Origin of the sequence: Pseudidiomarina marina (assembly GCF_003987045.1) — a bacterium.
Classification (GTDB): domain Bacteria; phylum Pseudomonadota; class Gammaproteobacteria; order Enterobacterales; family Alteromonadaceae; genus Pseudidiomarina; species Pseudidiomarina marina.
In genome coordinates this window covers 270,354-295,241 of the sequence record NZ_PIPZ01000001.1, presented here as the reverse complement: position 1 = coordinate 295,241, position 24,888 = coordinate 270,354, and the positions used below count along the sequence as shown (strand labels likewise).

Here is a 24,888-nt window from a genome sequence, read left to right as displayed (position 1 = left end):
GATTTTGAGTTTAATTATTATTTAAACGACCGTTTGAATGATTGTAGTGAGTCAGCGTGAAAATAAAAGCCTTTATATCGTATTTAATGATCGTTGTGCCGTAGCGGGAAGTCGCTCGGCGAGAAAATCAATAAACACCCGGACGGCCGGCAACAAGCCGCGACGGTAAGGGTAAACCATATGCATAATACCAACAGGCAATGCCCAGTCAGGCAACACCGGCTCAAGTAAGCCTTCTTGGATGGCTTGTTCGCACAGGTAGTTCGGCAATGAGACAATGCCTAAGCCTTCAATTGCCGCTTCACGTAACACAATCATGTCATCGGTGATTAAGCGCGGACGAAAACTTACGGTTAGTTTTTCGCCGCTTTTTGATGTTAAATCATAGCGATACCGACCGCTGGTATAGTGCAAACTCAGGTGCGGATAGTGCACAAGATCAAGTGGATGCTGCAAAGGTTTTTCTATACGCGCCACCTCGCCTCGAGTGGGACTGCGATAGAGTGTGCCTGGGGAATCCGCCAGCGGGCGCGCTATCAATGAGGAATCTTCGATATAAGGTCGGACACGTAACGCAACATCAATACCTTCATCGATGAGATTCACTGGCCGATTTGTCACCATTAAATTAATCCGTACCTCAGGATACAACGCCATAAACTCAGGTAATAAGGTAACTAGCATGCTTTGGCTAATGGCATAAGGCGAGCTAACGTGTATTTCACCTCTTGGCGTTTCCTGCACCATTTGCGTAACTTGTTGTGCGGCTTCAGCGGCTGCCACCAATGTTTCACAGTGTACTAAGAACGCTTGCCCGATATCGGTCAGTTTGAGGCCTCGCGTACTTCGATGAAGTAAACGAACGCCTTGCTCTTCCTCGAGTTCTGTCAAACGACGGCTCACTGTTGATTTTGGCATATTGAGTTCGCGAGCACCTGCACTAATACTGCCCGCTGCAACTACCCGCGCAAAAATTAAGTAATTGGTTAAGTCTGGAATCGCCATCGACCTCTTCCTATTAAACTGTTCAATTCCGTTCCATTTATGGAACGCTTATTCCCAATATAACCATCTACCATCATAAATGGAACATTATTAGACTTACGTCATTGAATAAAAAACCACAGCGCACATGAATTTGAGAGGTTTCTATGAAAATTTTACATATTGACTCAGGTATCTTTATTGAACAGTCAGTCAGTCGCAAAATTAGCCGCGACATCGTTACCCACTTAACCACACAGCAACAAGCTGACGTAACGTATCGTGATTTAGTGGTAAATTCGGTACCTCATCTCGATGCCGAAGCATTATTAGCCAGCGAAAGCCCACTGAGCGATGAGTTGATTGCGGAGGTTCAGGCGGCTGATGTTTTAGTTATTGGTGCGCCAATGTACAACTTCACTATTCCAACCCAACTCAAAGCTTGGCTTGATCGCATATTGAAGGCTGGTGTGACGTTCAAATATACCGAGCAAGGTCCGCAGGGATTGTTGCAAGGAAAAACTGCATACATTGCCTCGGGTCGTGGTGGTATTTACAGCCAGGGCGATGCAGCAGCGCTCGACCACCAAGAGAGCTATCTACGCAATGCCTTAGCCTTTATCGGCATTACTGATGTTCATGTGGTACGTGCAGAAGGCGTCAACCTCGGTGACGAGCCACGCCAACAAGCGTTAGCCGCAGCGGAAGAAGCAGTCGCTGAGTTGTAATCAGAAATTGAGTGACGGTTCTACGGCCTCCCCCGATTGGTCGTGATTAGCGCACCACCCTTGGTGCGCTTTTTTTTTGGTGATTTATACAATCTATCTAATCGGTGTGAGCTAAATAACGCAACAATGCGGCCTGTTGTGAAATAGTTTCTTGTCTTAATGCCGTTTCGTAAAGAGTAATTAAAGCTGAGCACAGTAGTTTAGGTTGATCACGGTATCGCTCAGGTTCTGCGATAACATCAGGATAATTCGGATAATCACGTGCAATAGTGTCTAACATATTTTGCGCCAATACCCTGATACTTCCCAATTTCACTTGATAATCAGGTTGCAGATCCGTCTCTTCAATGACTCGTTCTATAGCCTGACGATGCATGCCGTATAAGTTTGTCGGTAGTACCTTTTCTAACGCTAAAGGTTGACCAAACCATTCCGGATGCAAATACTGTATGCATTGCTGCGAATCGATGAAATTTAAATAATTAAGATTATCAACAACGGTTTGCCAATAATTTACTAACGCGTTATCAGGTGCCTGCTGTAGATGGTCTGCTTGCCAAGTTTTCTGTAATTCTTGTATTGCGTTACTCGTGGCAAAACGATCACTTGCGACAACTTCATCAATGACTCGAGATGCAAGTAACTCGAGGTGTCCTGGATACCACATACTAGCGCCGTCGATACCTATCGCTTGACGAATAAACTGTTCGGAAACGCCATGTCGGCGATATATGCGTTTAAATTCATCATTAAGTTGAGCAAGATTGTCAGTTGATGACGGCAATGACGCACTGTGAAAACCGAGAATTCCTCGCTTGCTCAAATATCGATTGCGTCCTCCCATAAACGCCAACGTACAGGCACTGGAACATTCACTTGCCACGTAGGTGTCAAACTGTTGCTGCTGAATATAATCGTAAAGTTGTACCGCCTCAGTCACCCGTCCCCCTTTCGAGTTAAGATGAATCACCTCAATTGCCGGGTACTGACGAACCACTTCACGAATACTTTTAGTTGTGCCAAACGGAATAAAACCAATCAGCTCAAGTTCTTTGCCCTCATTGAGAACCCGGAGTTCGAACGAACCCACGGTATCGCCATTTGCCATGAGATCGACACCTTCTTGAAACTGCGGTATTCCAATCTCAGTAAAATCCAGCACGGCACGAATTGCTGCTAGTACCACCATAACTCGAACTACATTTGCCCAAAGCGGTCGACCACCTTGCGACGTGTGATATTTTGCCGAGCGCCAAATACCAACCAGTTGCCAAATCGTCAACGGAATTATAAGACTACAGAGCACGACGAGAATGCTGCCGAATAAACTGGAACTCACCGCAAATGAGCTGATAAATGAATTCGTGAGTGCAACAAGAATGGATACGGCGACGGTTAATCCAACGCCGATAACCCAGTAGGCGATGCCTAGAGAATAATCGCCGCGCCAATGTGAAACGATGATATTCTTTAGGGTGGTGAGCATAACTTAACGAGTTCCTGTGTTTCAGTCATCTGATTAAAAACGCGGATCGTTTTCACACGGAATACCATTGTTATTGTCATCAAGATACGTACCAGGGCAGAATTCGAGAAAGAATTCGGCCTCAGCGCGCGATTTCATTTGCGGACAATACAAGCGCCCATCACACTGGAACTCTGGCTTCTTTTGCACAACCGTACCCTGTACCGACTGAACAAAATAGCTCAACAACCCACTACGGTTTTCCGGAGTAGGTTTTTGTTCTTCGAAGTAATTCCATACAGCAAGAATTAGCGCAGCAATTAGTATTATTTTTTTCATGGGGAGTACCTTGTTAACAACAGACTTAATAACACTCACACCACATTTGTTATGCACTAATCGTAGTCAATAGATTTGAATATTACAATTTTATAAAAAGAATAGTTATTTTTTAATATTTCACGGTTCAATCATAACAATAGATATAAAGTCTCAACGCCGTCGAACCACGTTGATCAAAATACCACCAATAATCAAGCACGCCGCAATAAAAAGTCGCCACGTAATTTTCTCATCAGCAACGAGCACTCCCCCAACGGTCGCAATTAACGGAACACTGAGCTGACCTATCGCTGCTGTGCTTACTTGAATACGGGGTAATACCAAATACCACACGGCATAACCTAAACCCGATGTCACCGCGCCCGAGAGAATTGCCAGTAAGATACCTTTTGTTGAAACCATTAAATCAGGAATAAACCAGATTAAAACTACCGAAACCACGGCTATCGCACGGGTGAAGTTATACGTGGTATCGCTCAATGGCGCCGCACTTCCTCTGCCATGCAGTGAGTAGAATCCCCATGCAGTTCCAGCGGTAATCATCAACACCACAGAAACCCACGACGCTGGTAGTTGCAAGGTGGGTGCGACTAAATACCCCAAACCTATCAACGCTATGGCACTGCCTAGCCATTCGCGTAGTTTGACGCTTGCGCCCTGCACAAGATTCATTCCAAACATCGATAACTGCACGGCAGCGAATAGCACCAAGGCGCCAAATCCAGTTTCAAGCACAACATAGGCATAAGAGAAAGCGATAGCATATACCGAGAGTGTTAGGGCTCCCCACCAACTGCCCCTCGCTGAATTAGCGTCATCTTGCAACACGTTGCGCCGTAAATTCCGGCGCAAAAAGCCGAGTAACAGCCACAGTGCAACAGCACCACTAACAATGCGGAACCATATAAACGATGCAGGATCTATCGAATTATCAAGTAATGCATAGCGAGCAATAATTGAGTTACCTGCAAACGCTAACAAAGCAATGATAAAAAATAAGGCTGTTTTCATTGATAGATGCTCGTTAAGTTATCCTGATACATACAAAAAAGCCGCTCAATTGAGCGGCTTTTAGCATGACTGAACTGGAGGCTATTACCAACCAGTTTTTTCACGCAACGCTTTACCGATATCGGCCAAGCTACGTACAGTTTTAACGCCGGCCGCTTCAAGAGCAGCAAACTTCTCGTCAGCAGTACCTTTACCACCAGAGATAATCGCACCGGCGTGGCCCATACGCTTACCTGGAGGAGCAGTAACACCAGCAATGTAAGAAACAACTGGCTTAGTCACGTTGTGCTTGATGTACTCTGCAGCTTCTTCTTCTGCAGTACCACCAATTTCACCAATCATCACGATCGCTTCAGTTGCTGGGTCTTTCTCGAACATTTCAAGAATATCGATGAAGTTTGAACCAGGAATTGGGTCACCACCGATACCAACGCAGGTTGATTGACCGAAGCCTTCGTCAGTCGTTTGCTTCACGGCTTCATAAGTCAACGTACCTGAACGCGAAACGATACCTACTTTACCAGCCTTGTGAATGTGACCAGGCATGATACCGATCTTACATTCGTCAGGCGTGATAACACCTGGGCAGTTTGGACCGATCATACGCACGCCTTTGTGCGTCAAGTATTCTTTCACATACAGCATATCCAAGGTTGGAATACCTTCAGTGATACATACAATCAGTTCGATACCAGCGTCTGCCGCTTCAATGATTGAGTCTTTACAGAATGGCGCAGGTACATAGATAACTGATGCAGTTGCACCAGTTACTTCAACTGCTTCACGTACGGTGTTGAATACTGGTAAACCAAGGTGGGTTTGACCGCCTTTACCTGGGGTTACGCCGCCAACCATTTGCGTACCGTAAGCAATCGCTTGCTCAGAATGAAAAGTACCCTGACCGCCAGTGAAACCCTGGCAGATAACTTTGGTATTTTTATCGATCAAGATAGACATTATTGACCTCCTGCCGCAGCAACCACTTTATCAGCAGCGTCAGACAAACTTTCTGCTGCGATGATGTTCAGGCCACTTTCTGCTAATTTCTGACGACCCAATTCTGCGTTGTTACCTTCAAGGCGCACAACAACAGGCACTTTCACGCCAACTTCTTCAACGGCGCCCATGATACCTTCAGCGATCATGTCGCAACGAACGATACCACCGAAAATGTTTACCAATACGGCTTTAACAGCGCTGTCAGACAGGATGATTTTGAATGCTTCAGTAACACGCTCTTTGGTTGCGCCGCCACCAACATCCAAGAAGTTTGCTGGTTGACCGCCAGCAAGCTTAACGATGTCCATGGTACCCATCGCCAAACCAGCACCGTTCACCATACAGCCAATGTTACCGTCAAGCGCTACGTAGTTGAGTTCCCACTTAGCTGCTTGTGCTTCACGCTCGTCTTCTTGCGAAGGATCGTGCATTTCACGGATTTTAGGCTGACGATACAACGCGTTGCTGTCGATGTTGATTTTACCGTCTAAGCAATGCAGGTTGCCCTGCTCAGTGATAACCAGCGGGTTGATTTCTAACAATGCGAAATCATACTGTTCGAACATTTTCGCTAAGCCCAAGAAGATCTTAGTGAATTGTTTCACTTGCTCTGGGTTTAAACCTAGTTTGAAACCAAGCTCACGACCTTGGTATGGCTGTGCACCAACGGTTGGGTCGATGATAGCCTTTAAGATTTTCTCTGGTGTTTCTTCAGCAACTTTCTCGATTTCAACACCACCTTCGGTTGACGCCATGAACACGATTTTACGTGTCGCGCGGTCAACAACTGCGCCTAAGTACAGTTCTGAAGCGATATCAGTCAAGCTTTCTACCAAAATTTTAGCAACCGGCTGACCGTTTGCGTCTGTTTGGTAAGTCACCAAGTTTTTACCTAACCAGTTGCTCGCAAATGCGCGCACTTCGTCATGACTAGATACTAATTTTACACCGCCCGCTTTACCGCGGCCGCCTGCGTGTACTTGAGCTTTAACAACCCAACGATCACCGCCGATTTTTTTGGCAGCTTCAACGGCTTCGTCTGCAGTGTCTACTGCATAGCCTTCAGATACTGGCAAACCGAACTCTTTAAAGAGTTGTTTAGCCTGATACTCATGCAAGTTCATGATGATCTTCCGATTCGTTTGAACAACAAAAGCAGCGTCATGCTGCTTACCCGAAAATTCGCGCGTATTTTACAGTTTCGCACGGAAAAAATACAGCCGCTGTTCGCATTGACACGCAATTGCAACACAGCGGCTGTGCATTATGTTATAGGTCCAACAACAAACGTTGTGGATCTTCTAACAACTCTTTGATGGTTACTAAGAAACCAACTGATTCTTTACCGTCAATGATGCGGTGGTCATACGACAACGCTAAGTACATCATTGGTAAAATCTCGATTTTACCGTCAACGGCCATTGGGCGATCTTGAATTTTGTGCATACCCAAGATAGCGCTTTGCGGTGGGTTCAGAATTGGCGTCGACAACAGCGATCCGAATACGCCACCGTTCGTGATAGTGAAGTTACCACCTTGCATATCTTCCATGGTCAACTTACCGTCACGACCTTTAATTGCAAGGTCACGGATGCCATTCTCGATATCAGCAATGCTCATCTTGTCGGTGTCACGCAAAACGGGGGTTACCAAACCACGTGGTGTTGATACCGCGATGCTGATATCAAAGTAGTTGTGATACACAATATCGTCACCGTCAATTGACGCGTTCACTTCAGGGAAGCGCTTCAACGCTTCTGTTACGGCTTTTACATAGAAGCCCATGAAACCTAAACGCGTATCGTGACGTTTTTCAAATTCGTCTTTGTACTTCGAACGCAAATCCATGATTGGCTTCATGTTGACTTCGTTGAACGTGGTCAACATGGCTGTCGCGTTTTTCGCTTCGAGCAAACGCTTCGCAATGGTTTTACGCAAGCGCGTCATTGGCACACGCTTCTGATCGCGGTCACCTGCAGCTGCTGCTGGTGCACTTGCTGTCTTCGCTGGTTCTGATTTCTTCGCTGCGCCATCTTTCAGATGCTTCTCAACATCTTCTTTCGTGACACGACCGCCTTTACCAGTGCCTTTTACGTCAGACACTTTCAAGTTATTTTCAGCCAGCATACGGCGTACCGCTGGACCTGCTACTTCGCTGTCACCTTCATCAGTAGATTCTTCTTTGCTATCGCTTGAAGTTTCTTTTGCTGACTCGCTTGAACCTGCTGAAGCACCGGCTTCGACGATACCAATCACATCATCAGCACCAACTGTCGCGCCTTCTTCTTGCTTAATTTCCGCCAACACGCCGTCAGCTGGAGCAACAACTTCAAGGACAACTTTGTCGGTTTCAATATCAACTAAGTTCTGGTCACGCGTCACCGCGTCGCCCGCTTTTACATGCCAAGTGGCAATTGTCGCATCGGCAACAGATTCCGGTAACTGCGGAACTTTCACTTCAAGCTTTTCACCTGAACCTGAAGCTTTCTTGTCAGCTGATTTGTCGGCTTTTTTATCTGCTTTCTTGTCGGCTTTCTTGTCATCAGTTTTTGCTTCCGACTTATCATCAGATTCTTTATCTGATTTTTCGGCCGCTGCGCCGTCGCCTTCTTCGAGTTTACCGATAACTTCTTCAGCACCAACAGTAGCGCCTTCTTCAGCAATGATTTCACCGATTACGCCATCAGCAGGTGCAACCACTTCCAACACCACTTTGTCGGTTTCGATATCGACCAGATTCTGATCGCGCGATACTTTGTCACCTGGCTTCACGTGCCAAGTAGCCACTGTTGCATCAGCAACAGATTCAGGGAGTTGTGGAACTTTAATATCAATAGCCATGGTCAATTGTCACCTATTTAATGGTTAGCGCGTCATCGACTAATTTTTGTTGCTGTTTGTTGTGCTCAGATAAATAACCTACTGCTGGCGCAGCCGAAGCTTCGCGTCCCGCGTAAGTTAAATCTGCGCCCTTCGGAATTGCCGCACGGAAATGATGCTGACTGCTATACCATGCACCTTGGTTTTGCGGCTCTTCCTGACACCAAACAAAATCTTTCACATGCTGATAATCTTTCATGATTTCAGCGACTTCTTCAGCAGGGAACGGATACAACTGTTCGATACGAATAATTGCGACGTCCTCCTGCTCACGCTTGCGGCGCTCTTGGAGTAAATCGAAGTAGACTTTACCCGAACAGATTACCACGCGTTTTACTTTCTTCGGCGTCAAAGAATCGATTTCACCAATCGCATTCTGGAACACGCCAGTTGTTAACTCATCGAGTTCAGAAACCGCCAACGGATGACGTAACAATGACTTCGGCGTCATTACGATTAACGGACGGCGAACCGGACGCAAATGCTGACGACGAATCATGTGAAATACTTGAGCTGGCGTGGTTGGAACACACACTGACCAGTTATGGTCAGCTGACAGCTGCAAGAACCGCTCAAGGCGCGCAGAACTGTGCTCTGGCCCTTGACCTTCGTAGCCATGTGGCAATAACAGAGTAAGGCCGCATAACCGCCCCCACTTCTGCTCGCCAGAACTTAAGAACTGGTCAATGACTACCTGCGCACCGTTAGCAAAATCACCAAACTGCGCTTCCCACATCACCATTGATTTCGGTTCTGCGGTCGCGTACCCGTATTCGAAAGCTACGACAGCTGCTTCTGACAATACTGAGTCATAAATTTCCATCTGGCCTTGGCCATCACGGATGTTATTCAATGGCATGTAAGTACTTGCATCTTTCTGATTATGCAGCACTGCATGACGATGGAAAAACGTGCCGCGACCGCTATCTTGGCCGGTCAAACGAATGTGAACACCTTGATCAACCAAAGTGGCATAAGCGAGATTCTCAGCGAAGCCCCAGTCAGCTGGTTTATCACCTTTCGCCATTTTCATTCGTTCTTCGTAAACTTTTTGAACGCGTGAATGCAACTTGTGCTCTTTTGGCACCGTGCTCATCGCTTTCCCAAGTTTTTCAATTTGTTGCTTGCTGATCTTGGCGTCGTATTCGACATCCCATTCTTGCCCGATATATGGCGACCAATCGGAGGAGTGACTCTTCATTTCGCGCCACTCATCGACAACGATTTCGCCTTTATCCAATGCATCGCGATAATCACTGATTAGGCTTTCGGTGGCTTCGCTATCGATCACCCCGGCCTTCTCCAAGCGTTCAGCGTAAATTGCGCGAGCAACCGGATGCTTCTTCACCTTGGTATACATCACCGGCTGCGTTGCACTTGGCTCATCAGCTTCGTTATGACCATGACGGCGATAACAAACCAGATCGATCATCACATCGCGCTTAAAGGTGTTGCGGAAATCAAGCGCAAGCTGAGTCACGAATACAACCGCTTCAGGATCATCAGCATTGACGTGGAAAATCGGTGCCTGCACCATTTTCGCAATATCAGTACAGTATTGCGTTGAACGGGTATCTTCTCGCTTCGACGTAGTGAAACCAACTTGGTTATTCACAACAATGCGAATTGAGCCACCGACTTGGTAAGCACGGGTTTGCGACATATTGAACGTTTCTTGAACAATGCCTTGTCCCGCAATTGCCGAGTCACCGTGAATGGTAATCGGTAATACCTTCGCTCCAGTTTTGTCACCTAGGCGGTCCATACGAGCACGTACAGAGCCCATAACTACTGGGTTGACGATTTCTAGATGCGATGGGTTAAAAGCTAGCGCAAGGTGAACATCGCCGCCTGGCGTCGCAAAGTCAGATGAGAAGCCTGAATGGTACTTAACGTCACCTGACCCTTTGTTATTGGTATGCTTGCCAGCAAACTCGTCGAAGAGGTCTTGTGGCTTTTTACCGAGCACGTTCACGAGTACGTTCAAACGCCCACGGTGCGCCATACCAATCACGACTTCTTTACTGCCTTGCTCACCGGCGCGGCTAATTAAAGCTTTCAGCATTGGAATCAGGCTATCGCCACCTTCCAATGAGAATCGCTTAGCGCCTGGGAACTTTGAGCCGAGGTACTTTTCAAGACCATCTGCAGCAACCAGTTCTTTTAAAATGCGTTGTTGGTGCTCTTTGGTAAATTCTGGACGACCACGAACGCCTTCAAGACGCTGTTGAATCCAACGTTTCTCTTCGGTAGAAACAATATGCATATACTCGGCACCAATCGGCCCGCAGTAGATATTGTTCAATACCTCATAGATTTCGCCCAACTTCATGGTCTCTTGACCAACAGCCAACGAACCCACATTAAATTCTTTATCGAAATCGTCTTTCGACAAATCGTGATGCTCTAAAGCTAAATCTGGAACAGACTCTTGTTTCCATAAATCGAGCGGGTCAAGATTCGCGTGCTGATGACCACGGAAACGATAAGCATTGATCAGTTGCAGTACCTTCACTTGCTTTTGATCTGGAGCGCCCGCTGTCACCGTACCGGCTTGCTTGAGTTTATTCTTCGCAAGCGAACGGAATTGTTCACGAACCGCACTATGCTTCGTATCAACACCTGCGCCATCACGCGGTAATTGATCAAAGAATTTGCGCCACTCATCACTAACCGCCGTCGGATCGTCGAGATATAGCTCGAACAATTCCTCGACATAGGCCATGTTACCACCAGCCAGGTGGGAGGATTCTAGCCAGGCTTGCATTACGCCATCTTGCATCGCTGTTCCTTCACACTCGTTTTATAAAAAAATAGCCACCCAAGCTGGATGGCTATTTCGATACAGCTCGGCCACTACTATAGCAAATCTGCGCAATTTAATTAAATTGCGCGATTCAATAGCATGGATTTGATGTTACCAATAGCCTTCGTTGGGTTTAGACCCTTAGGACATACGTTGACGCAGTTCATGATTCCGTGGCAACGGAATACACTGAATGCATCATCAAGGTCGTTTAAACGCTCTTCGGTTGCCGTATCACGGCTATCAATTAAGAAACGATAAGCGTTTAACAAACCTGCTGGCCCGATAAACTTATCTGGGTTCCACCAGAACGAAGGACATGAGGTTGAACAACATGCACATAAGATACATTCGTACAAACCGTCCAACTTCGCCCGATCTTCAACCGATTGCAAACGCTCACGCGCCGGTGGCGTTTTGTCATCATTGATAAGATACGGTTTAATTTTCTCGTACTGCGTATAGAACTGACTCAAGTCGACAATTAAGTCACGGATAACCGGTAACCCTGGCAACGGACGAATCACAATCTTCTTATCACCGCCCTTCAGCGCTGACAATGGCGTGATACACGCTAAGCCATTTTTGCCGTTCATGTTCAAACCGTCAGAACCACACACACCTTCACGGCATGAGCGACGGAACGCCAACGTTGGATCTTGCTCTTTCAACAACAACAGCAAGTCGAGCACCATCATGTCACGATTCTTCTCCACCTCAATGGTGTAGTCTTTCATGTACGGTGCGTTATCAACGTCTGGGTTGTAACGATAAACTGAAATATTCAACTTCTTCATCGTTGTCACCTAACCTTAGTAAGTCCGCGCTTTTGGCGGGAATGCTTCACGCAGTTTTGGCTGCATATTCACTTCGCGCTTCACAATCGATTCGTCTTGTGGACGATAAACGGTGTGCACCAACCAGTTTTCATCATCGCGATCTGGGTAGTCTGCACGGCTGTGAGCACCACGACTTTCAGTTCGGAAGTTTGCTGCTACTGCAGTTGAGTAAGCTGTTTCCATCAAGTTATCTAACTCCAAGCACTCAATACGCTGGGTGTTAAATTCCTTGCTGGTGTCATCCAAACGAGCATTCTGTAGACGCTCACGGATTTTCTTCAGCTCTTCTAAACCTTCAGCCATCGCTTTACCTTCACGGAATACCGAGAAGTTCAGCTGCATGCACTTCTGCAAATCTTTCTTAATTTGTACTGGGTCTTCGCCATCTTTGTTGTTTTCCCAGCGACGAACACGCGCTAATGCGGCATCGATCTGATCTTGTGATGCTTCTTTCGCATCACCCAGCGATTTCATTGCATCGGCTAGGTGTAAACCGGTCGCTCGACCGAATACCACCAAATCAAGCAACGAGTTACCGCCTAGACGGTTTGCACCGTGTACCGATACACAAGCAATTTCACCACAAGCAAACAAGCCATGAATTGGCGTCGCATTGCCTTTATCATCGATTTGTAACGCTTGACCATTCACGTCCGTCGGAATACCACCCATCATGTAGTGACAGGTTGGAATGACTGGAATTGGCTCTTCAGCTGGATCAACGTGAGCGAAGGTTTTCGCCAAATCACAGACACCAGGTAGACGGCTTTCTAAAACATCACGACCAAGGTGATCGAGTTTCAGTTTCAAATGCGGACCAAGTGGGCCATCGCAGCCGCGACCTTCGCGAATTTCGGTCATCATTGAACGAGCAACCACGTCACGTGATGCCAAATCTTTCGCGTTTGGTGCGTAACGCTCCATGAAGCGCTCACCATCTTTATTTAACAGGTAACCACCTTCACCACGGCAACCTTCAGTTACCAAGGTACCCGCTCCAGCAATACCGGTTGGGTGGAACTGCCACATTTCCATATCTTGCACTGGCACGCCTGCGCGTAGTGCCATACCAACGCCGTCACCGGTATTGATGTGTGCGTTGGTGGTTGATGCATAAATACGACCAGCACCACCAGTTGCTAATACAACAGCTTTAGCTTTCACGTAGAAAATTTCGCCGGTTTCGATATTCAGTGTGGTGACACCAACAATCGCACCTTCGTCATTTTTTACTAAATCAAGTGCATACCACTCAGAAAATACTGTGGTTTTGTTCTTTACGTTTTGCTGATACAGCAAGTGCAACAACGCGTGACCAGTACGGTCAGCCGCTGCCGCTGTACGTGCCGCTTGCTCGCCACCGAATGCTTTCGATTGGCCACCAAATGGACGCTGATAAACTTTTCCGTTCTCGAAACGAGAGAATGGTAAGCCCATGTTCTCAAGTTCTAAAATTGCTTCGGGACCAGTCTTACACATGTACTCGATGGCATCTTGGTCACCGATGTAGTCTGAACCTTTTACCGTATCAAACATGTGCCATTCCCAGTTATCATCGTGGGCGTTACCTAACGCTACGGTGATACCGCCTTGGGCAGAAACTGTATGAGAACGAGTTGGGAATACTTTTGACATCAAGGCACACGTCATGCCTGATTGCGAGATTTGTAGGGCAGCGCGCATACCTGCGCCACCAGCGCCGATTACTACGGCATCAAATTCGAGTGTTTGTACGCTCACTTAGACACCCTCCACTGGCCACACAACCAATAAACCGGCTAACCAGTATACGATTAATGCGACACATACTGCGTATTGAAGAAAAGCTCGTAAGCCCGTGTTTTTAACGTAGTCAGTCAACACTTGGAAGATACCAATCCAACCGTGAATCAACACTGCTGTTAACGCTAACATGGTGAAGATCTTCATTCCCAAGTGAGCAAATAAATTGGTCCAAGTAGCGTACGTAATAGCTTCTGCTGAAACGAGGAAGCTCACCATAAAGATGGTGTACAACGCCATGATGATAGCTGACGCACGGAGCAAGATGAAATCATGGCTACCGGTGCGGCCGAATGTTGAAGCTGCTCTTACCATAACCAAACTCCTGCGAGTACTGAAAGTACGATTGCTAACACGAAAACGATCTGTGCGCTTACTCGACCTGAATCGAGTTCTTCAAAATAGCCCATGTCCATAAACATATGGCGAACGCCAGCAAGTAAGTGATAGCCCAATGCCGTCATGATGCCCCAAGCAATAAACTTGGCAATAAAACCGGTCAATAAACCGTGCACCAATTCGAAGCCTTCAGATGATTGCAAAGAGGTAGCCAAAGCCCAAACAAGGAAACCAACGCCGACCAGCATAATCACGCCAGAGATACGATGGAGAATGGAGCTAATAGCTGCAGCCGGGAAGCTGATAGTGTTTAAGTCTAAATTTACAGGTCTTTGTTTTTTCACGATTGTTGTGCCTTTACGAAAAGCATTGTTAACATGCTCGGAACTTCAAACATCCTCGTCCCGTGGAAATGGTTTAGAGGACCCTGTGAGATCGCCGCCAAAGTATATAAGCCATGCTTATGAATTACAATTCCTTAGCGGCTTCTTTCGCTTAAAAACGTAAATTATTTATCAATAGATCAAGCCAATAAAATCCAGCACTCGATGACAATTCTACCTTAGTCGCATACAACCCAATTCCAGATCAGCGTATAACGTTGGCGCTCATATTTTTTTACCGTGGCTGTCATCCGACTGTCACGTTGTAGCGTAACAATGGCGTGTTAAACTAACACCTTTAATCGAGAGATTGCTCAAGATTACTGGCCTTTACTTGATATGAATCAGCAGATTTATTCGGTTTAAACGGCCGTTTAAATTGACATTCACAGTTAAGATCAAGTAAATTCTATCGCCCTTTTAGTGATGAAGCAGACTCAAACAAGGAGATTTCCTTATGGCTGATCGTAAAGCCACCCTGCAGATTGACGGCCAATCCATTGAATTGCCAGTACTATCTGGTACAGCCGGCTATGATGTAATTGACGTGCGTACTTTAGGCAAGCATGGTTTCTTCACCTTTGACCCAGGTTTCCTAGCAACTGGCTCATGTGAATCTAAAATCACCTACATTGATGGTGAGAAAGGCATCCTTCTGCATCGCGGATATCCAATTGATCAGCTTGCGACTCAAGCGGATTATCTCGAAGTATGTTATATGCTGCTACACGGTGAAGCACCGAACGAAGAAGAGTATGCAAAATTCAAGCAAACCATTACCAAGCACACCATGGTGCATCAAGGTTTGCACAACTTCTTTAACGGTTTCCGTCGCGACGCGCATCCAATGGCCATGTTATGTGCTGTTACTGGTGCATTGTCATCGTTCTATCATGACGATCTTGATATCCATGACGAGAAGCAACGTTTACGTAGCGCTTATCGCTTAATTGCTAAGATGCCAACGATTGCGGCAATGGCTTACAAATTCAGCATTGGTCAGCCATTCGTCTATCCACGCAACGATTTGAGCTACTCAGAGAACTTCTTAAACATGATGTTCTCAGTGCCAGCAGAAGACTACAAAATCAGTCCTATTGTTGCTAAAGCAATGGATCGGATTTTCACTTTGCATGCAGACCACGAGCAGAATGCTTCAACTTCAACGGTACGTTTGGCTGGCTCTTCTGGCGCTAACCCATACGCATGTATCGCAGCGGGTGTTGCCTCGTTGTGGGGCCCTGCTCACGGCGGTGCCAACGAAGCATGTTTACGTATGCTGAAAGAAATCGGTAGCGTTGAAAACATTCCTAAATACATCGATAAAGCGAAAGACAAGAACGATCCGTTCCGTCTAATGGGCTTTGGTCACCGTGTTTATAAGAACTTCGATCCACGTGCAACCGTGATGCGTGAAAGTGCGCACGAAGTTCTAAAAGAATTGAACATTAACGACCCGTTATTAGACGTCGCGATGGAACTTGAGCGTATTGCACTTGAAGATCCATATTTCGTTGAGAAAAAGCTTTATCCGAACGTCGATTTCTATTCAGGTATTATCTTGAAAGCTATCGGTATTCCTACCAACATGTTTACGGTTATCTTCGCATTATCACGTACCGTTGGTTGGATTTCACACTGGCATGAAATGATGGGTGAAGAGAACCAGAAGATCGGTCGTCCGCGTCAGTTGTACACCGGTGAAGCAAAGCGTGATTTTAAACCACTGAAGCGCTAACGCTTCGGTGAATTTCACCACTAATTAGTGAAAAGCACTCTTCGGAGTGCTTTTTTTATTTCTAAATCCCCATAAACCTTTTCCCTACAGCGTGCATCTAAAACACCACGACACCTCCAGAAGCGCTTTAATACAACGGGTTAGCTAACTTTTTAATACGCCACCATTAAAATTGGCACGTTCTATGCATACGTATCAGTACCATGTCGTAACAGACAGTTTTGAATGTTGTAGATTGGCCCCCGGCGTAGAACGCCGGGCTACGAATAACGATTAACGAACGAAATCGGGACAAGATGATGAACACGCACACACACACCAATCGCTTTCTTGCAGTAACGTTGGCTTCACTTCTCGCACTTACTACCAGTGCCTGCAGTGATGCCGGCGCCAGCAACGAAACTAAAGCAGCGCAAGAGCAGGCTCAAGTTGCTCGTATTCCGGTTGCCACTCAAACGGTTGTCGCTGGTGAAATAACGTCTAGCTTTACATCAACCGCAACACTTGAAGCGCGCGATGAGGCTGACGTTACCAGTAAGGCGACGGGCATTATTGAAACCATTTTGGTTGAAGAAGGTGATTATGTGGTGGCTGGACAACTTCTTGCCCGTATGCGTGATGATGAATACCGTATTCAAGTAGCCCAAGCGCGTGCAGAATTGAACTCCATCAAACAAGAACTGAAACGCGTTAAAGATATGGCCGAGCGTGACATGATCAGTGCTGATGCGTATGACAAGCTGCGTTTCCAAGCTGATATGTTACAAGCAAAATACGACATGGCGGCGTTAAACTTAGCTGAAACTGAGATTCGCGCGCCAATTAATGGCTACGTTGCTTATCGCTATGTCAAACCAGGTAACTTGGTACGTCAATACGAACAACAAAAGTTGTTTCACATCGTTGCTTCAGATGTTTTACAAGGCAATGTTTACCTACCTGAGCGTGAATTACAGCGGGTAAAAGTTGGACAAACTGCGCAATTACAACTAACTGCACTCAATAATGAGACAGTAACAGCTACAGTTGCTCGCATTAGCCCAGTTGTCGATACGCAATCAGGAACCTTCAAAGCGGTATTACATGTCGACAATCACAATAATTTGTTAAAGCCAGGCATGTTTGCCCATGTAAACTTAAATTATGCAACGCGCCAAAATACGGTAACAGTTCCTCGTTACGCTGTTCAAAGCTTAGATAATCAACATAGCGTATTTACCGTAGATGCAGACGGTGTTGCTCACAAAGTTGATGTACAAATTGGTTTTGAAGACGAAACACACTTAGAAATCATCCATGGTTTGAACGTTGGTGATGCCATTGTGATTAGCGGACAAGCCAACCTAAAAGACGCAGCATTGGTTGAAGTGATTCGGAGCGAGCAACAATCATGAGTATCGTCAAACTCGCGGTAAAGCGCCCTGTCACGATTGCAATGCTCACCTTGGCGGTGATGTTATTCGGCTTCGTATCACTGGGTCGCATTCCAGTAACACTTTTACCTGACTTAGCCTATCCGACTTTAACTGTGCGTACCGATTATCCCGGCGGTGCGCCCGGTGAAGTTGAGCAGTTAGTTAGCAAGCCCATTGAAGAGACTCTTGGTACCGTTAAAGGTATTCGCCGTATTGAATCAATTTCTCGCGCCGGTCAAAGCGACGTTCTGCTTGAGTTTAGTTGGGGAACCGACATGGAAATGGCGAGCTTAGATGTACGCGAAAAGCTTGACTGGGTCGACTTGCCACTCGATTTAGAAAAACCTGTTCTGTTGCGATTTAATCCAAGTGAAGAACCGGTCTTCCGATTGGCATTAAGTCTCACCAATGATAAGCAATCAATTTCCGCGCTAAAACAGCTACGTACCTATGCTGAAGAAGATTTAAAACGCCAGCTCGAGAGTATCGAAGGGGTCGCTTCGGTACGACTCGGTGGTGGTTTAGAAGATGAAATACAGGTTCTCGTCAACGAACGTCAAGCCGCTGCTTTGCAGATTCCGATGACGTTGATTACACAGCGCTTGCGTGAAGAAAACATCAATTTATCCGGTGGTCGCATTGAAGCGGATCGCGCTGAATATTTAGTGCGAACGCTAAACCAATTCCAAAATCTAGATGATATTCGTTCGATTTATCTAACTACCCGAAACAACCGCCCTATTCTGTTGAAAGATATTGCTATTATTGAGAATAGTTACAAGGAACGTGACGCCATCAGCCGTGTTGGTGGTATGGAAGCTGTTGAGGTATCTCTTTATAAAGAAGGTGATGCCAATACCGTCCAAGTATCTAAGGCAATACAAGCCCATTTAAAACAGCTTGAAAACGCTAAATTATTGCCCGAACAATACACAATTAAACCAATCTATGACCAAGCGGTGTTTATTAGCGCAGCCATTGCCGAAGTTCGTGACGCCGCAATCATTGGAGGCCTACTCGCGATGGTAATTATTTACCTATTCTTACAACGGGTATGGCCAACTGTCGTCATCAGTTTGGCGATTCCAATCTCAATAATTGCTACTTTTAATTTACTCTATGGCTATCAGGTATCACTTAATATGATGTCGTTAGGTGGTATCGCGCTGGCCGTCGGAATGTTGGTGGATAACGCTATTGTGGTACTCGAAAATATAGCCCGTCACCAGCAAGATAAAGACATAGAAGCTGCTGCAGAAACCGGAACACGAGAAGTTGCTGGAGCGATTGTCGCATCCACGTTAACAACGATGGCCGTGTTTTTCCCCTTAGTTTTCGTAGAAGGTATTGCCGGACAATTATTTCGCGACCAAGCGCTTACGGTAACCTTCTCACTCGCTGCATCGTTACTTGTAGCGTTAACATTAATTCCGATGTTATCAAGCCGCAACCGCTCAAAAACTAATATCAGTACAGCGCCTTTTGTTTACTCAACTGGCTGGCGGTTTTGGTTAAAAACTCCGATTTACCTCATTTTTCGTTGGGTTCCGTTCGCGTTGATTAGCGTGATAGTTGCTATTTCTCGCCTCGGCTCAAAACTATTTACCTTCGTCACAACACCGCTACTAAAAGTATTTAATGCGGTCTATCGCGTACTTGAGTCGAGCTATCAGAAGCTTCTTAACGTCGCTTTACATCGCGCCGGTGTCACCTTAGGTATTATTCTTGTTAGTTCAGCAGCTTGCTACACCTTACTCCCACGCCTACCGGTCGCGTTATTGCCGAATATGGCGCAAGGCGAATTCTTCGTAGAAGTCGAGTTACAACCTGGAGCCACCATTTATGAGACCGACGCCGTGTTGGCACAGCTCGGGCGAGTCATTGCTAACTCTGAAGAACTTAATAGTCTGGTTGACCGCTATTATACCATTGCCGGCACTGGGAGCTTACTCAATGCAGCGCCCGGACAAAGCGGTAACCAATGGGGACGGCTCAATGTTGTGATGGCTGATCACAATGCAGTGGCTATCGAAAATGTACAAAGTCAGCTGCGCCAAGCGGTTCAATCTATGCCTGGTGTCATGGCTAAATTCGGTTCGCCGGAGTTATTTAGTTTCGCAAGTCCAATTACCATCGAGTTCGTCGGGTACGATCTAGCTTTATTGCAACAAGCTGCCCAACAATTTGGGATATCCTTAGATCAGCATCCGCAGTTTACGGACATCCGCGTCAATATGACCGATGGTCAACCGGAATTAGCGGTTTATTTTGACCATGCGAAGCTTAGTCAATACGGTTTAACTAGTGCAGAAGTTTCGGAGTTACTTGCCACCAAAATCGGTGGGCGTGTCGCCAGTCAATTTAGCTTAGACGACCGTAAAATCGATATTTTAGTTCGCAGTCAGTCGGCGGACCGCAATTCGATGCGCGATTTGCAGCAGGTCATCATTAATCCAGGCGCAGCGCGTGAAATTACTTTACAGGCAGTAGCCGAGGTGGTTCCTGTTGTTGGTCCAAGCGAGATCACTCGCATCGGTCAACAACGTACTGCTCTTGTTGAAGCGAATCTAGATTACGGCGATCTTGGCAGTGCTGTGACCAATGCACAGCAACTGTTGAGCGAAACTCAACTGCCCCCCACCATTACAGCGCGGGTTGCAGGACAAAATGAAGACATGCAGCGTTCGTTTACCTCACTGCAGTTTGCTTTAGTGCTAGCGGTGTTTTTAGTGTATCTCGTGATGGCCTCACAGTTTGAATCGTTGCTACACCCGTTATTTATCTTATTCACTGTTCCGTTAGCTGGTGCTGGCTCAGTACTTGGCCTGTATTTGATGGGAACCGAATTAAGCATCATTGTCTTCATCGGCTTAATCATGCTCGCAGGTATCGTGGTCAACAATGCGATTGTTTTAGTTGATCGTATTAACCAATTGCGTCAAGAGGGCGTAGAACGTTACCAAGCAGTATATACGGCTGCGCAGCAACGTCTTCGACCCATTCTTATGACGATGCTCACCACGGTACTTGGTTTACTGCCATTAGCGATTGGACTGGGTGAAGGTGCGGAGATTCGTGCGCCAATGGCGATTAGTGTGATTGCCGGCTTGCTATTCTCAACACTACTGACACTGTTGTTCATTCCGTGTTTATACCTCCTTGTTGATCGTAAATCTGTGACTGCGGAGACGTACGTATGAACGCCGCCCAAATCGGTTCAGCATTAGCGCGCTGGGCGTTACGTCGTCCAGTCACCACCTGCATGATTTTTTTATCCATGCTGCTACTTGGCGCCATAAGCTCACGCTTACTGCCGCTTGAAAAATTTCCCGGCATCGAAATCCCTGAGGTCGTTGTTCAAGTGGCGTATCCGAACTCAACGCCTGCCGAGGTCGAGCGATTGATTACGCGCCCACTCGAGGAAGCGTTGGCAACCCTGAGTAATGTGAGTCGAATGCGCTCGACATCGACGTCCGATAACGCGCAAGTATTGCTGCAGTTTGAATGGGGTCAGGATATTCGCACAAAAAGCATTGAGGCGCGTGAAAAAGTCGATGCCATCAAGCATTTATTGCCGGATGATGTCGACCGCGTTGTGGTATTCCAATTCAATACTGAAGATATGCCAGTATTTCAATTACGTATCAGTAGTCAGCGTGATCTATCCAACGCCTACGACCTTCTTGATCGTAGCCTACGAAAACCTATCGAGCGAGTGGATGGCGTCTCGCGCGTAACCTTATACGGTGTCGACCCGCAACAAATTGTAATTCGACTCAATCAATCATCGTTACTGGCTCATCAGCTTGATCCAGCAGAGATCACGGCAGCGTTGCAACGTGCCAACTTCTCGCTTACCGCTGGATTTATCGAAAATGAAAATCAGCGCATTTTGGTCAACCCTGTCGGCGAATTTCAGAGCGAGTACGATATCGGTAATTTCCCAATTCGTCCGGGATTAAAACTTCGCGATATCGCTAAAATAGGTCGCGAAATGCCACGCAAAGTCGATGGTCGACACCTTGATCAAACGTATGCGATTGGTATGGAAGTATTTAAAGAATCCAATGCCAATTTGGTTGACGTATCAGCCCGAGTCATGAAGGTTGTTAATGAAATTCGCGAAGATCCCCAATTTAACGGCATTAATTTGTTTGTTATGGACGATACTGCGAAGGGTGTCACTACCTCGCTCAGTGATTTAGTCAGTGCCGGCTTGCTTGGCGCTTTCTTATCGTTTTTAGTGCTTTATGCATTTCTCCGTAACCTCACAACAACCCTAGTGGTGGTGCTAAGTGTTCCGATTGCAATATGTATTGCATTAGGTGGTATGTATTTCCTCGGCTATTCGCTAAACGTATTGTCTCTGATGGGACTCATGTTGGCTGTGGGGATGCTGGTCGATAACGCCGTGGTTATCACGGAAAGTATTCAATACGAGCGCGAACAGGGTGCTGATGCCGAGCAGGCAACCGTTGATGGCGTTGGACAAGTGTCGTTAGCGGTTGTAGCTGGCACACTCACCACAGCAATCGTGTTTTTACCAAATATCTTCGGTAAAAAAACCGATATCACTATCTTCTTAGAGCATACTGCAATCGCAATTTGTTTATCGCTCTTGGCTTCATTGTTGCTGTCGCAAACGCTAGTACCTTTACTTATTACCAAATTGCGGCGTTTTAGTAATAAAAAAATAAAGCCACAACAACCACCGCGACGTTACCGTAAAGCGCTTGAATGGAGTTGGCGTCATCCAATTTGGACCGGGTTCTTTGCGGTACTGCTACTAGCAAGCATCGTAATTCCTTTCGCCGGTGTAAGTGGTGACGAGGGGCCGCAAGGTTTCAATGACCGCTTGTTTATCAATTACAATCTTCACACGAAGTACAGCCTTGCCGAAGTTGAAGATGAGGTCACGCAGTTGGAAAACTATCTCTATGCGAATAAAGATAGTTTCGATATCGATGCGGTGTACAGCTATTACACGCCTGATTACGCAGTCTCAACTTTATTATTAAAGGAGAATCGGGATGAAAAGCTGGTTGATTTAATGGAACGAATCCGCAAAGACATGCCCAAATTACTGCGTAGTGAGCCAAAGTTTGGCTTTGGTGGTGGGCGTGATGGTGTGCGCGTGACATTAAGTGGCCAATCAACCGAAATGTTGCAACGGTTGGCGACCGATATTGTACCTAAACTCAGTGCTATCGAGGGGCTAACCGACGTTCAAACGGAAATGGAGACTGGACAATTTGAACTGATTATCAACATTGATCGCGAGCGCGTTCACAACCTAGGCTTAAGCTCTGCCGAGGTTGCCAAAACGGTCTCAACAGCTCTACGTGGCCAGCGTCTACGCTCGTATCGTGGTGATCCGAATGGCGAGATTGATCTGCGTGTTGCGTTTGATAAGGAATTGGAAAATTCGCTGCCAGCGCTATACAACCTTCCAATTTTACAGACCAATAATAAAATCGTTGCACTACAAGACATTGCGACGTTGGTGAAACAACCTCGATTGAGTCAAATTCGTCGCACCGATAGACGCACCTCACTGACCATTGATGCGAACTTAAACGATCTCACCACCAATGAAGCGCGCGATAAGATTACCGCTGCGTTAAGTCAGTTGCAGTTGCCACAAGGCTATCTCTGGAGTTTAGATGGTAGCTTCGAACGTCAACGTGAAAACGAGAGCGTGATGCTGGTGAATACGTTGCTTGCGGTAGCGCTTATCTACATTGTTATGGCGGCACTGTTTGAATCACTCTTGCTACCAACAGCGGTTATTACCTCGCTGTTATTCTCAATTGTGGGGGTGTTCTGGGCTCTTCTCATTACCGGTCAATCAATTTCGATTATGGCGATGATTGGTATTCTGATTCTCATGGGAATTGTGGTGAATAATGGGATTGTCTTGGTTGATCGTATCAACCATCTGCTCGATACCGGCGCAACACTGCAGGAAGCCATAATCGAAGGAAGTGTCAGTCGGTTGCGGCCAATTTTGATGACTGTTTCAACCACTGTTTTGGGCTTGTTGCCGTTAGCATTTGGTACCACTCAAATTGGTGGCGATGGCCCTCCCTATGCACCGATGGCGATCGCAATTATCGGCGGTTTGGTATTCTCAACCATTACCAGTTTGTTCTTGGTACCATACGCTTACGCACGCTTGATTGGTATGCGGGCACGCTGGCACCGTTTGTGCCAGCATGCTCAAGCAAAAGTTAGTCAGTTACTTCCTCGTTAGCACGCGCTAAGTCGGCTGGTGTATCAATGCCAGCCGGCGGCAGTGCAATTGCCTCCGCGACGTGAATGCGTTCACCGTACCAAAGTACCCGCAGTTGCTCGAGTGATTCAATTTGCTCAAGCGGGCTTGGCTCCCACTCTACATAACGCCAAACAAAACCTGCACGATAAGCATAAATACCAATATGGCGGCGGTAGTCTGCAAGCTCACCAAGACGATTTTGGGTTAACCCATCACGCTCGTATGGAATCGGTGCTCGACTAAAATATAGTGCATAGCCATTGACGTCGGTCACAACTTTTACGGCATGCGGGCTTTGCACTTCTTCTAAAGAAGAAATTGGTACGGCGAGAGTCGCCATTTGAGCAACTTTTTGATTCGCCAGATTATCCGCTACTTGGCGTATAATTTCTGGAGGAATAAATGGTTCGTCACCTTGCACGTTTACCACCACTTGGTCGTCAGCAATTGCTAAATAATCAATCACTTCGGCAATTCGCTCAGTTCCTGAGTTGTGGTGTGGGGCGGTCATCATGGCGCGCCCACCAAAAGCCTCAACCGCGTCAATAATTCGCTGATCGTCAGTTGCAACTATGACTTCAGCTGCGCCGGCTGCTGCCGCGCGCTCATAAACGCGCTGAATCATGGTTTTGTTACCTATCATCGCCAACGGTTTACCCGGTAGGCGTGAAGATGCATAGCGTGCGGGAATAATGACAGTGAAACTCATGATGGTAATTGCTCCAACTCTTCTCGGCTCAATTCTCGAGCTTCATGGCTCAGTAGCATCGGTATATCATTGCGCACCGGATAAGCGAGACGATCGCCACGACACACCAGCTCACTTTTTTTAGCAACCCAAATCAACTTTCCCTTACACAAAGGACACGCCAAAATAGCTAATGTTTTTTCATCGACCGCCAT

Annotated in this window: 19 protein-coding genes; 5 read left to right on the top strand and 14 right to left on the bottom strand. The window is 46.5% G+C overall.

Annotated features, from left to right (window positions below; genetic code table 11):
* Positions 1 to 72 precede the first annotated feature (72 nt).
* Entirely contained in the window at positions 73 to 1,005 is a 933-nt protein-coding gene (locus tag CWI76_RS01315; protein ID WP_126758587.1) for a LysR family transcriptional regulator, read from the bottom strand.
* A gap of 146 nt (positions 1,006 to 1,151) precedes the next feature.
* On the opposite strand from CWI76_RS01315, the gene CWI76_RS01310 reads away from it, so the two are divergent.
* On the top strand, positions 1,152 to 1,712 hold the full coding sequence (locus tag CWI76_RS01310; protein ID WP_126758586.1) for an FMN-dependent NADH-azoreductase: 561 nt from the start codon (positions 1,152 to 1,154) through the stop codon (positions 1,710 to 1,712).
* A 97-nt stretch (positions 1,713 to 1,809) separates the two neighbouring features.
* On the opposite strand, the gene CWI76_RS01305 is transcribed toward CWI76_RS01310, so the two are convergent.
* The 11 genes from CWI76_RS01305 to sdhC all read right to left on the bottom strand — a co-directional run bounded on the left by CWI76_RS01305 (position 1,810) and on the right by sdhC (position 14,519).
* Positions 1,810 to 3,198: a COG3904 family protein gene (locus CWI76_RS01305; protein ID WP_126758585.1), complete on the bottom strand. Its 1,389-nt coding sequence runs from the start codon at positions 3,196 to 3,198 to the stop codon at positions 1,810 to 1,812.
* Positions 3,199 to 3,231: 33 nt separating this feature from the next.
* Positions 3,232 to 3,516 (bottom strand): excalibur calcium-binding domain-containing protein, encoded by a 285-nt coding sequence (locus tag CWI76_RS01300; protein ID WP_126758584.1) that lies wholly within the window; start codon positions 3,514 to 3,516, stop codon positions 3,232 to 3,234.
* A gap of 153 nt (positions 3,517 to 3,669) precedes the next feature.
* Positions 3,670 to 4,530 carry a DMT family transporter gene (locus tag CWI76_RS01295; protein WP_126758583.1) on the bottom strand — a complete coding sequence of 287 codons (861 nt, stop codon included), beginning with the start codon at positions 4,528 to 4,530 and terminating at the stop codon, positions 3,670 to 3,672.
* 84 nt (positions 4,531 to 4,614) lie between these two features.
* Complete coding sequence (gene sucD / locus CWI76_RS01290) at positions 4,615 to 5,487, bottom strand: succinate--CoA ligase subunit alpha (protein WP_126758582.1); 873 nt, start codon at positions 5,485 to 5,487, stop codon at positions 4,615 to 4,617.
* Entirely contained in the window at positions 5,487 to 6,653 is a 1,167-nt protein-coding gene (gene sucC / locus CWI76_RS01285; protein ID WP_126758581.1) for an ADP-forming succinate--CoA ligase subunit beta, read from the bottom strand. Before sucC ends, sucD begins: the two co-directional genes overlap by 1 nt.
* Positions 6,654 to 6,798: 145 nt before the next feature.
* Positions 6,799 to 8,370 carry a 2-oxoglutarate dehydrogenase complex dihydrolipoyllysine-residue succinyltransferase gene (gene odhB / locus CWI76_RS01280; protein ID WP_126758580.1) on the bottom strand — a complete coding sequence of 524 codons (1,572 nt, stop codon included), beginning with the start codon at positions 8,368 to 8,370 and terminating at the stop codon, positions 6,799 to 6,801.
* Between the two features lie 13 nt (positions 8,371 to 8,383).
* On the bottom strand, positions 8,384 to 11,191 hold the full coding sequence (gene sucA, locus CWI76_RS01275; RefSeq protein WP_126758579.1) for a 2-oxoglutarate dehydrogenase E1 component: 2,808 nt from the start codon (positions 11,189 to 11,191) through the stop codon (positions 8,384 to 8,386).
* A 101-nt stretch (positions 11,192 to 11,292) separates the two neighbouring features.
* Entirely contained in the window at positions 11,293 to 12,012 is a 720-nt protein-coding gene (locus tag CWI76_RS01270; protein WP_126758578.1) for a succinate dehydrogenase iron-sulfur subunit, read from the bottom strand.
* A 15-nt stretch (positions 12,013 to 12,027) separates the two neighbouring features.
* Positions 12,028 to 13,794, bottom strand: coding sequence for a succinate dehydrogenase flavoprotein subunit (sdhA, locus tag CWI76_RS01265; protein WP_126758577.1), 1,767 nt, complete (start codon positions 13,792 to 13,794; stop codon positions 12,028 to 12,030).
* Positions 13,795 to 14,151 carry a succinate dehydrogenase, hydrophobic membrane anchor protein gene (sdhD, locus tag CWI76_RS01260; RefSeq protein ID WP_126758576.1) on the bottom strand — a complete coding sequence of 119 codons (357 nt, stop codon included), beginning with the start codon at positions 14,149 to 14,151 and terminating at the stop codon, positions 13,795 to 13,797.
* Complete coding sequence (gene sdhC / locus CWI76_RS01255; protein WP_126758575.1) at positions 14,145 to 14,519, bottom strand: succinate dehydrogenase, cytochrome b556 subunit; 375 nt, start codon at positions 14,517 to 14,519, stop codon at positions 14,145 to 14,147. Before sdhC ends, sdhD begins: the two co-directional genes overlap by 7 nt.
* Before the next feature lie 496 nt (positions 14,520 to 15,015).
* Here sdhC and CWI76_RS01250 point away from each other — a divergent pair, with 496 nt between their 5' ends.
* The 4 genes from CWI76_RS01250 (at position 15,016) to CWI76_RS01235 (ending at position 23,964) form a co-directional block, all read left to right on the top strand.
* Entirely contained in the window at positions 15,016 to 16,296 is a 1,281-nt protein-coding gene (locus CWI76_RS01250; RefSeq protein WP_126758574.1) for a citrate synthase, read from the top strand.
* A gap of 296 nt (positions 16,297 to 16,592) precedes the next feature.
* Positions 16,593 to 17,690 carry an efflux RND transporter periplasmic adaptor subunit gene (locus CWI76_RS01245; protein ID WP_126758573.1) on the top strand — a complete coding sequence of 366 codons (1,098 nt, stop codon included), beginning with the start codon at positions 16,593 to 16,595 and terminating at the stop codon, positions 17,688 to 17,690.
* Positions 17,687 to 20,911, top strand: coding sequence for an efflux RND transporter permease subunit (locus CWI76_RS01240; RefSeq protein WP_126758572.1), 3,225 nt, complete (start codon positions 17,687 to 17,689; stop codon positions 20,909 to 20,911). Before CWI76_RS01245 ends, CWI76_RS01240 begins: the two co-directional genes overlap by 4 nt.
* On the top strand, positions 20,908 to 23,964 hold the full coding sequence (locus CWI76_RS01235) for an efflux RND transporter permease subunit (protein WP_126758571.1): 3,057 nt from the start codon (positions 20,908 to 20,910) through the stop codon (positions 23,962 to 23,964). The genes CWI76_RS01240 and CWI76_RS01235 overlap by 4 nt, the downstream gene beginning before the upstream one ends.
* Here the strand turns inward: CWI76_RS01235 and kdsB are convergent.
* Entirely contained in the window at positions 23,942 to 24,694 is a 753-nt protein-coding gene (gene kdsB, locus CWI76_RS01230) for a 3-deoxy-manno-octulosonate cytidylyltransferase (RefSeq protein ID WP_126758570.1), read from the bottom strand. The two genes, CWI76_RS01235 and kdsB, sit on opposite strands and share 23 nt — an antisense overlap.
* Positions 24,691 to 24,888: a Trm112 family protein gene (locus CWI76_RS01225; RefSeq protein ID WP_126758569.1), complete on the bottom strand. Its 198-nt coding sequence runs from the start codon at positions 24,886 to 24,888 to the stop codon at positions 24,691 to 24,693. Before CWI76_RS01225 ends, kdsB begins: the two co-directional genes overlap by 4 nt.

What these genes read in the sequence shown, in the direction of transcription:
- CWI76_RS01300 (WP_126758584.1), bottom strand. Translation starts at nt 3,516, where the DNA reads ATGAAAAAAATAATACTAATTGCTGCGCTAATTCTTGCTGTATGGAAT.
- sdhD (WP_126758576.1), bottom strand. Translation starts at nt 14,151, where the DNA reads ATGGTAAGAGCAGCTTCAACATTCGGCCGCACCGGTAGCCATGATTTC.
- CWI76_RS01305 (WP_126758585.1), bottom strand. Translation starts at nt 3,198, where the DNA reads ATGCTCACCACCCTAAAGAATATCATCGTTTCACATTGGCGCGGCGAT.
- CWI76_RS01235 (WP_126758571.1), top strand. Translation starts at nt 20,908, where the DNA reads ATGAACGCCGCCCAAATCGGTTCAGCATTAGCGCGCTGGGCGTTACGT.
- sucA (WP_126758579.1), bottom strand. Translation starts at nt 11,191, where the DNA reads ATGCAAGATGGCGTAATGCAAGCCTGGCTAGAATCCTCCCACCTGGCT.
- CWI76_RS01250 (WP_126758574.1), top strand. Translation starts at nt 15,016, where the DNA reads ATGGCTGATCGTAAAGCCACCCTGCAGATTGACGGCCAATCCATTGAA.
- CWI76_RS01245 (WP_126758573.1), top strand. Translation starts at nt 16,593, where the DNA reads ATGATGAACACGCACACACACACCAATCGCTTTCTTGCAGTAACGTTG.
- kdsB (WP_126758570.1), bottom strand. Translation starts at nt 24,694, where the DNA reads ATGAGTTTCACTGTCATTATTCCCGCACGCTATGCATCTTCACGCCTA.
- sucC (WP_126758581.1), bottom strand. Translation starts at nt 6,653, where the DNA reads ATGAACTTGCATGAGTATCAGGCTAAACAACTCTTTAAAGAGTTCGGT.
- odhB (WP_126758580.1), bottom strand. Translation starts at nt 8,370, where the DNA reads ATGGCTATTGATATTAAAGTTCCACAACTCCCTGAATCTGTTGCTGAT.
- CWI76_RS01295 (WP_126758583.1), bottom strand. Translation starts at nt 4,530, where the DNA reads ATGAAAACAGCCTTATTTTTTATCATTGCTTTGTTAGCGTTTGCAGGT.
- CWI76_RS01270 (WP_126758578.1), bottom strand. Translation starts at nt 12,012, where the DNA reads ATGAAGAAGTTGAATATTTCAGTTTATCGTTACAACCCAGACGTTGAT.
- CWI76_RS01225 (WP_126758569.1), bottom strand. Translation starts at nt 24,888, where the DNA reads ATGGCGGTCGATGAAAAAACATTAGCTATTTTGGCGTGTCCTTTGTGT.
- CWI76_RS01240 (WP_126758572.1), top strand. Translation starts at nt 17,687, where the DNA reads ATGAGTATCGTCAAACTCGCGGTAAAGCGCCCTGTCACGATTGCAATG.
- sucD (WP_126758582.1), bottom strand. Translation starts at nt 5,487, where the DNA reads ATGTCTATCTTGATCGATAAAAATACCAAAGTTATCTGCCAGGGTTTC.
- CWI76_RS01310 (WP_126758586.1), top strand. Translation starts at nt 1,152, where the DNA reads ATGAAAATTTTACATATTGACTCAGGTATCTTTATTGAACAGTCAGTC.
- CWI76_RS01315 (WP_126758587.1), bottom strand. Translation starts at nt 1,005, where the DNA reads ATGGCGATTCCAGACTTAACCAATTACTTAATTTTTGCGCGGGTAGTT.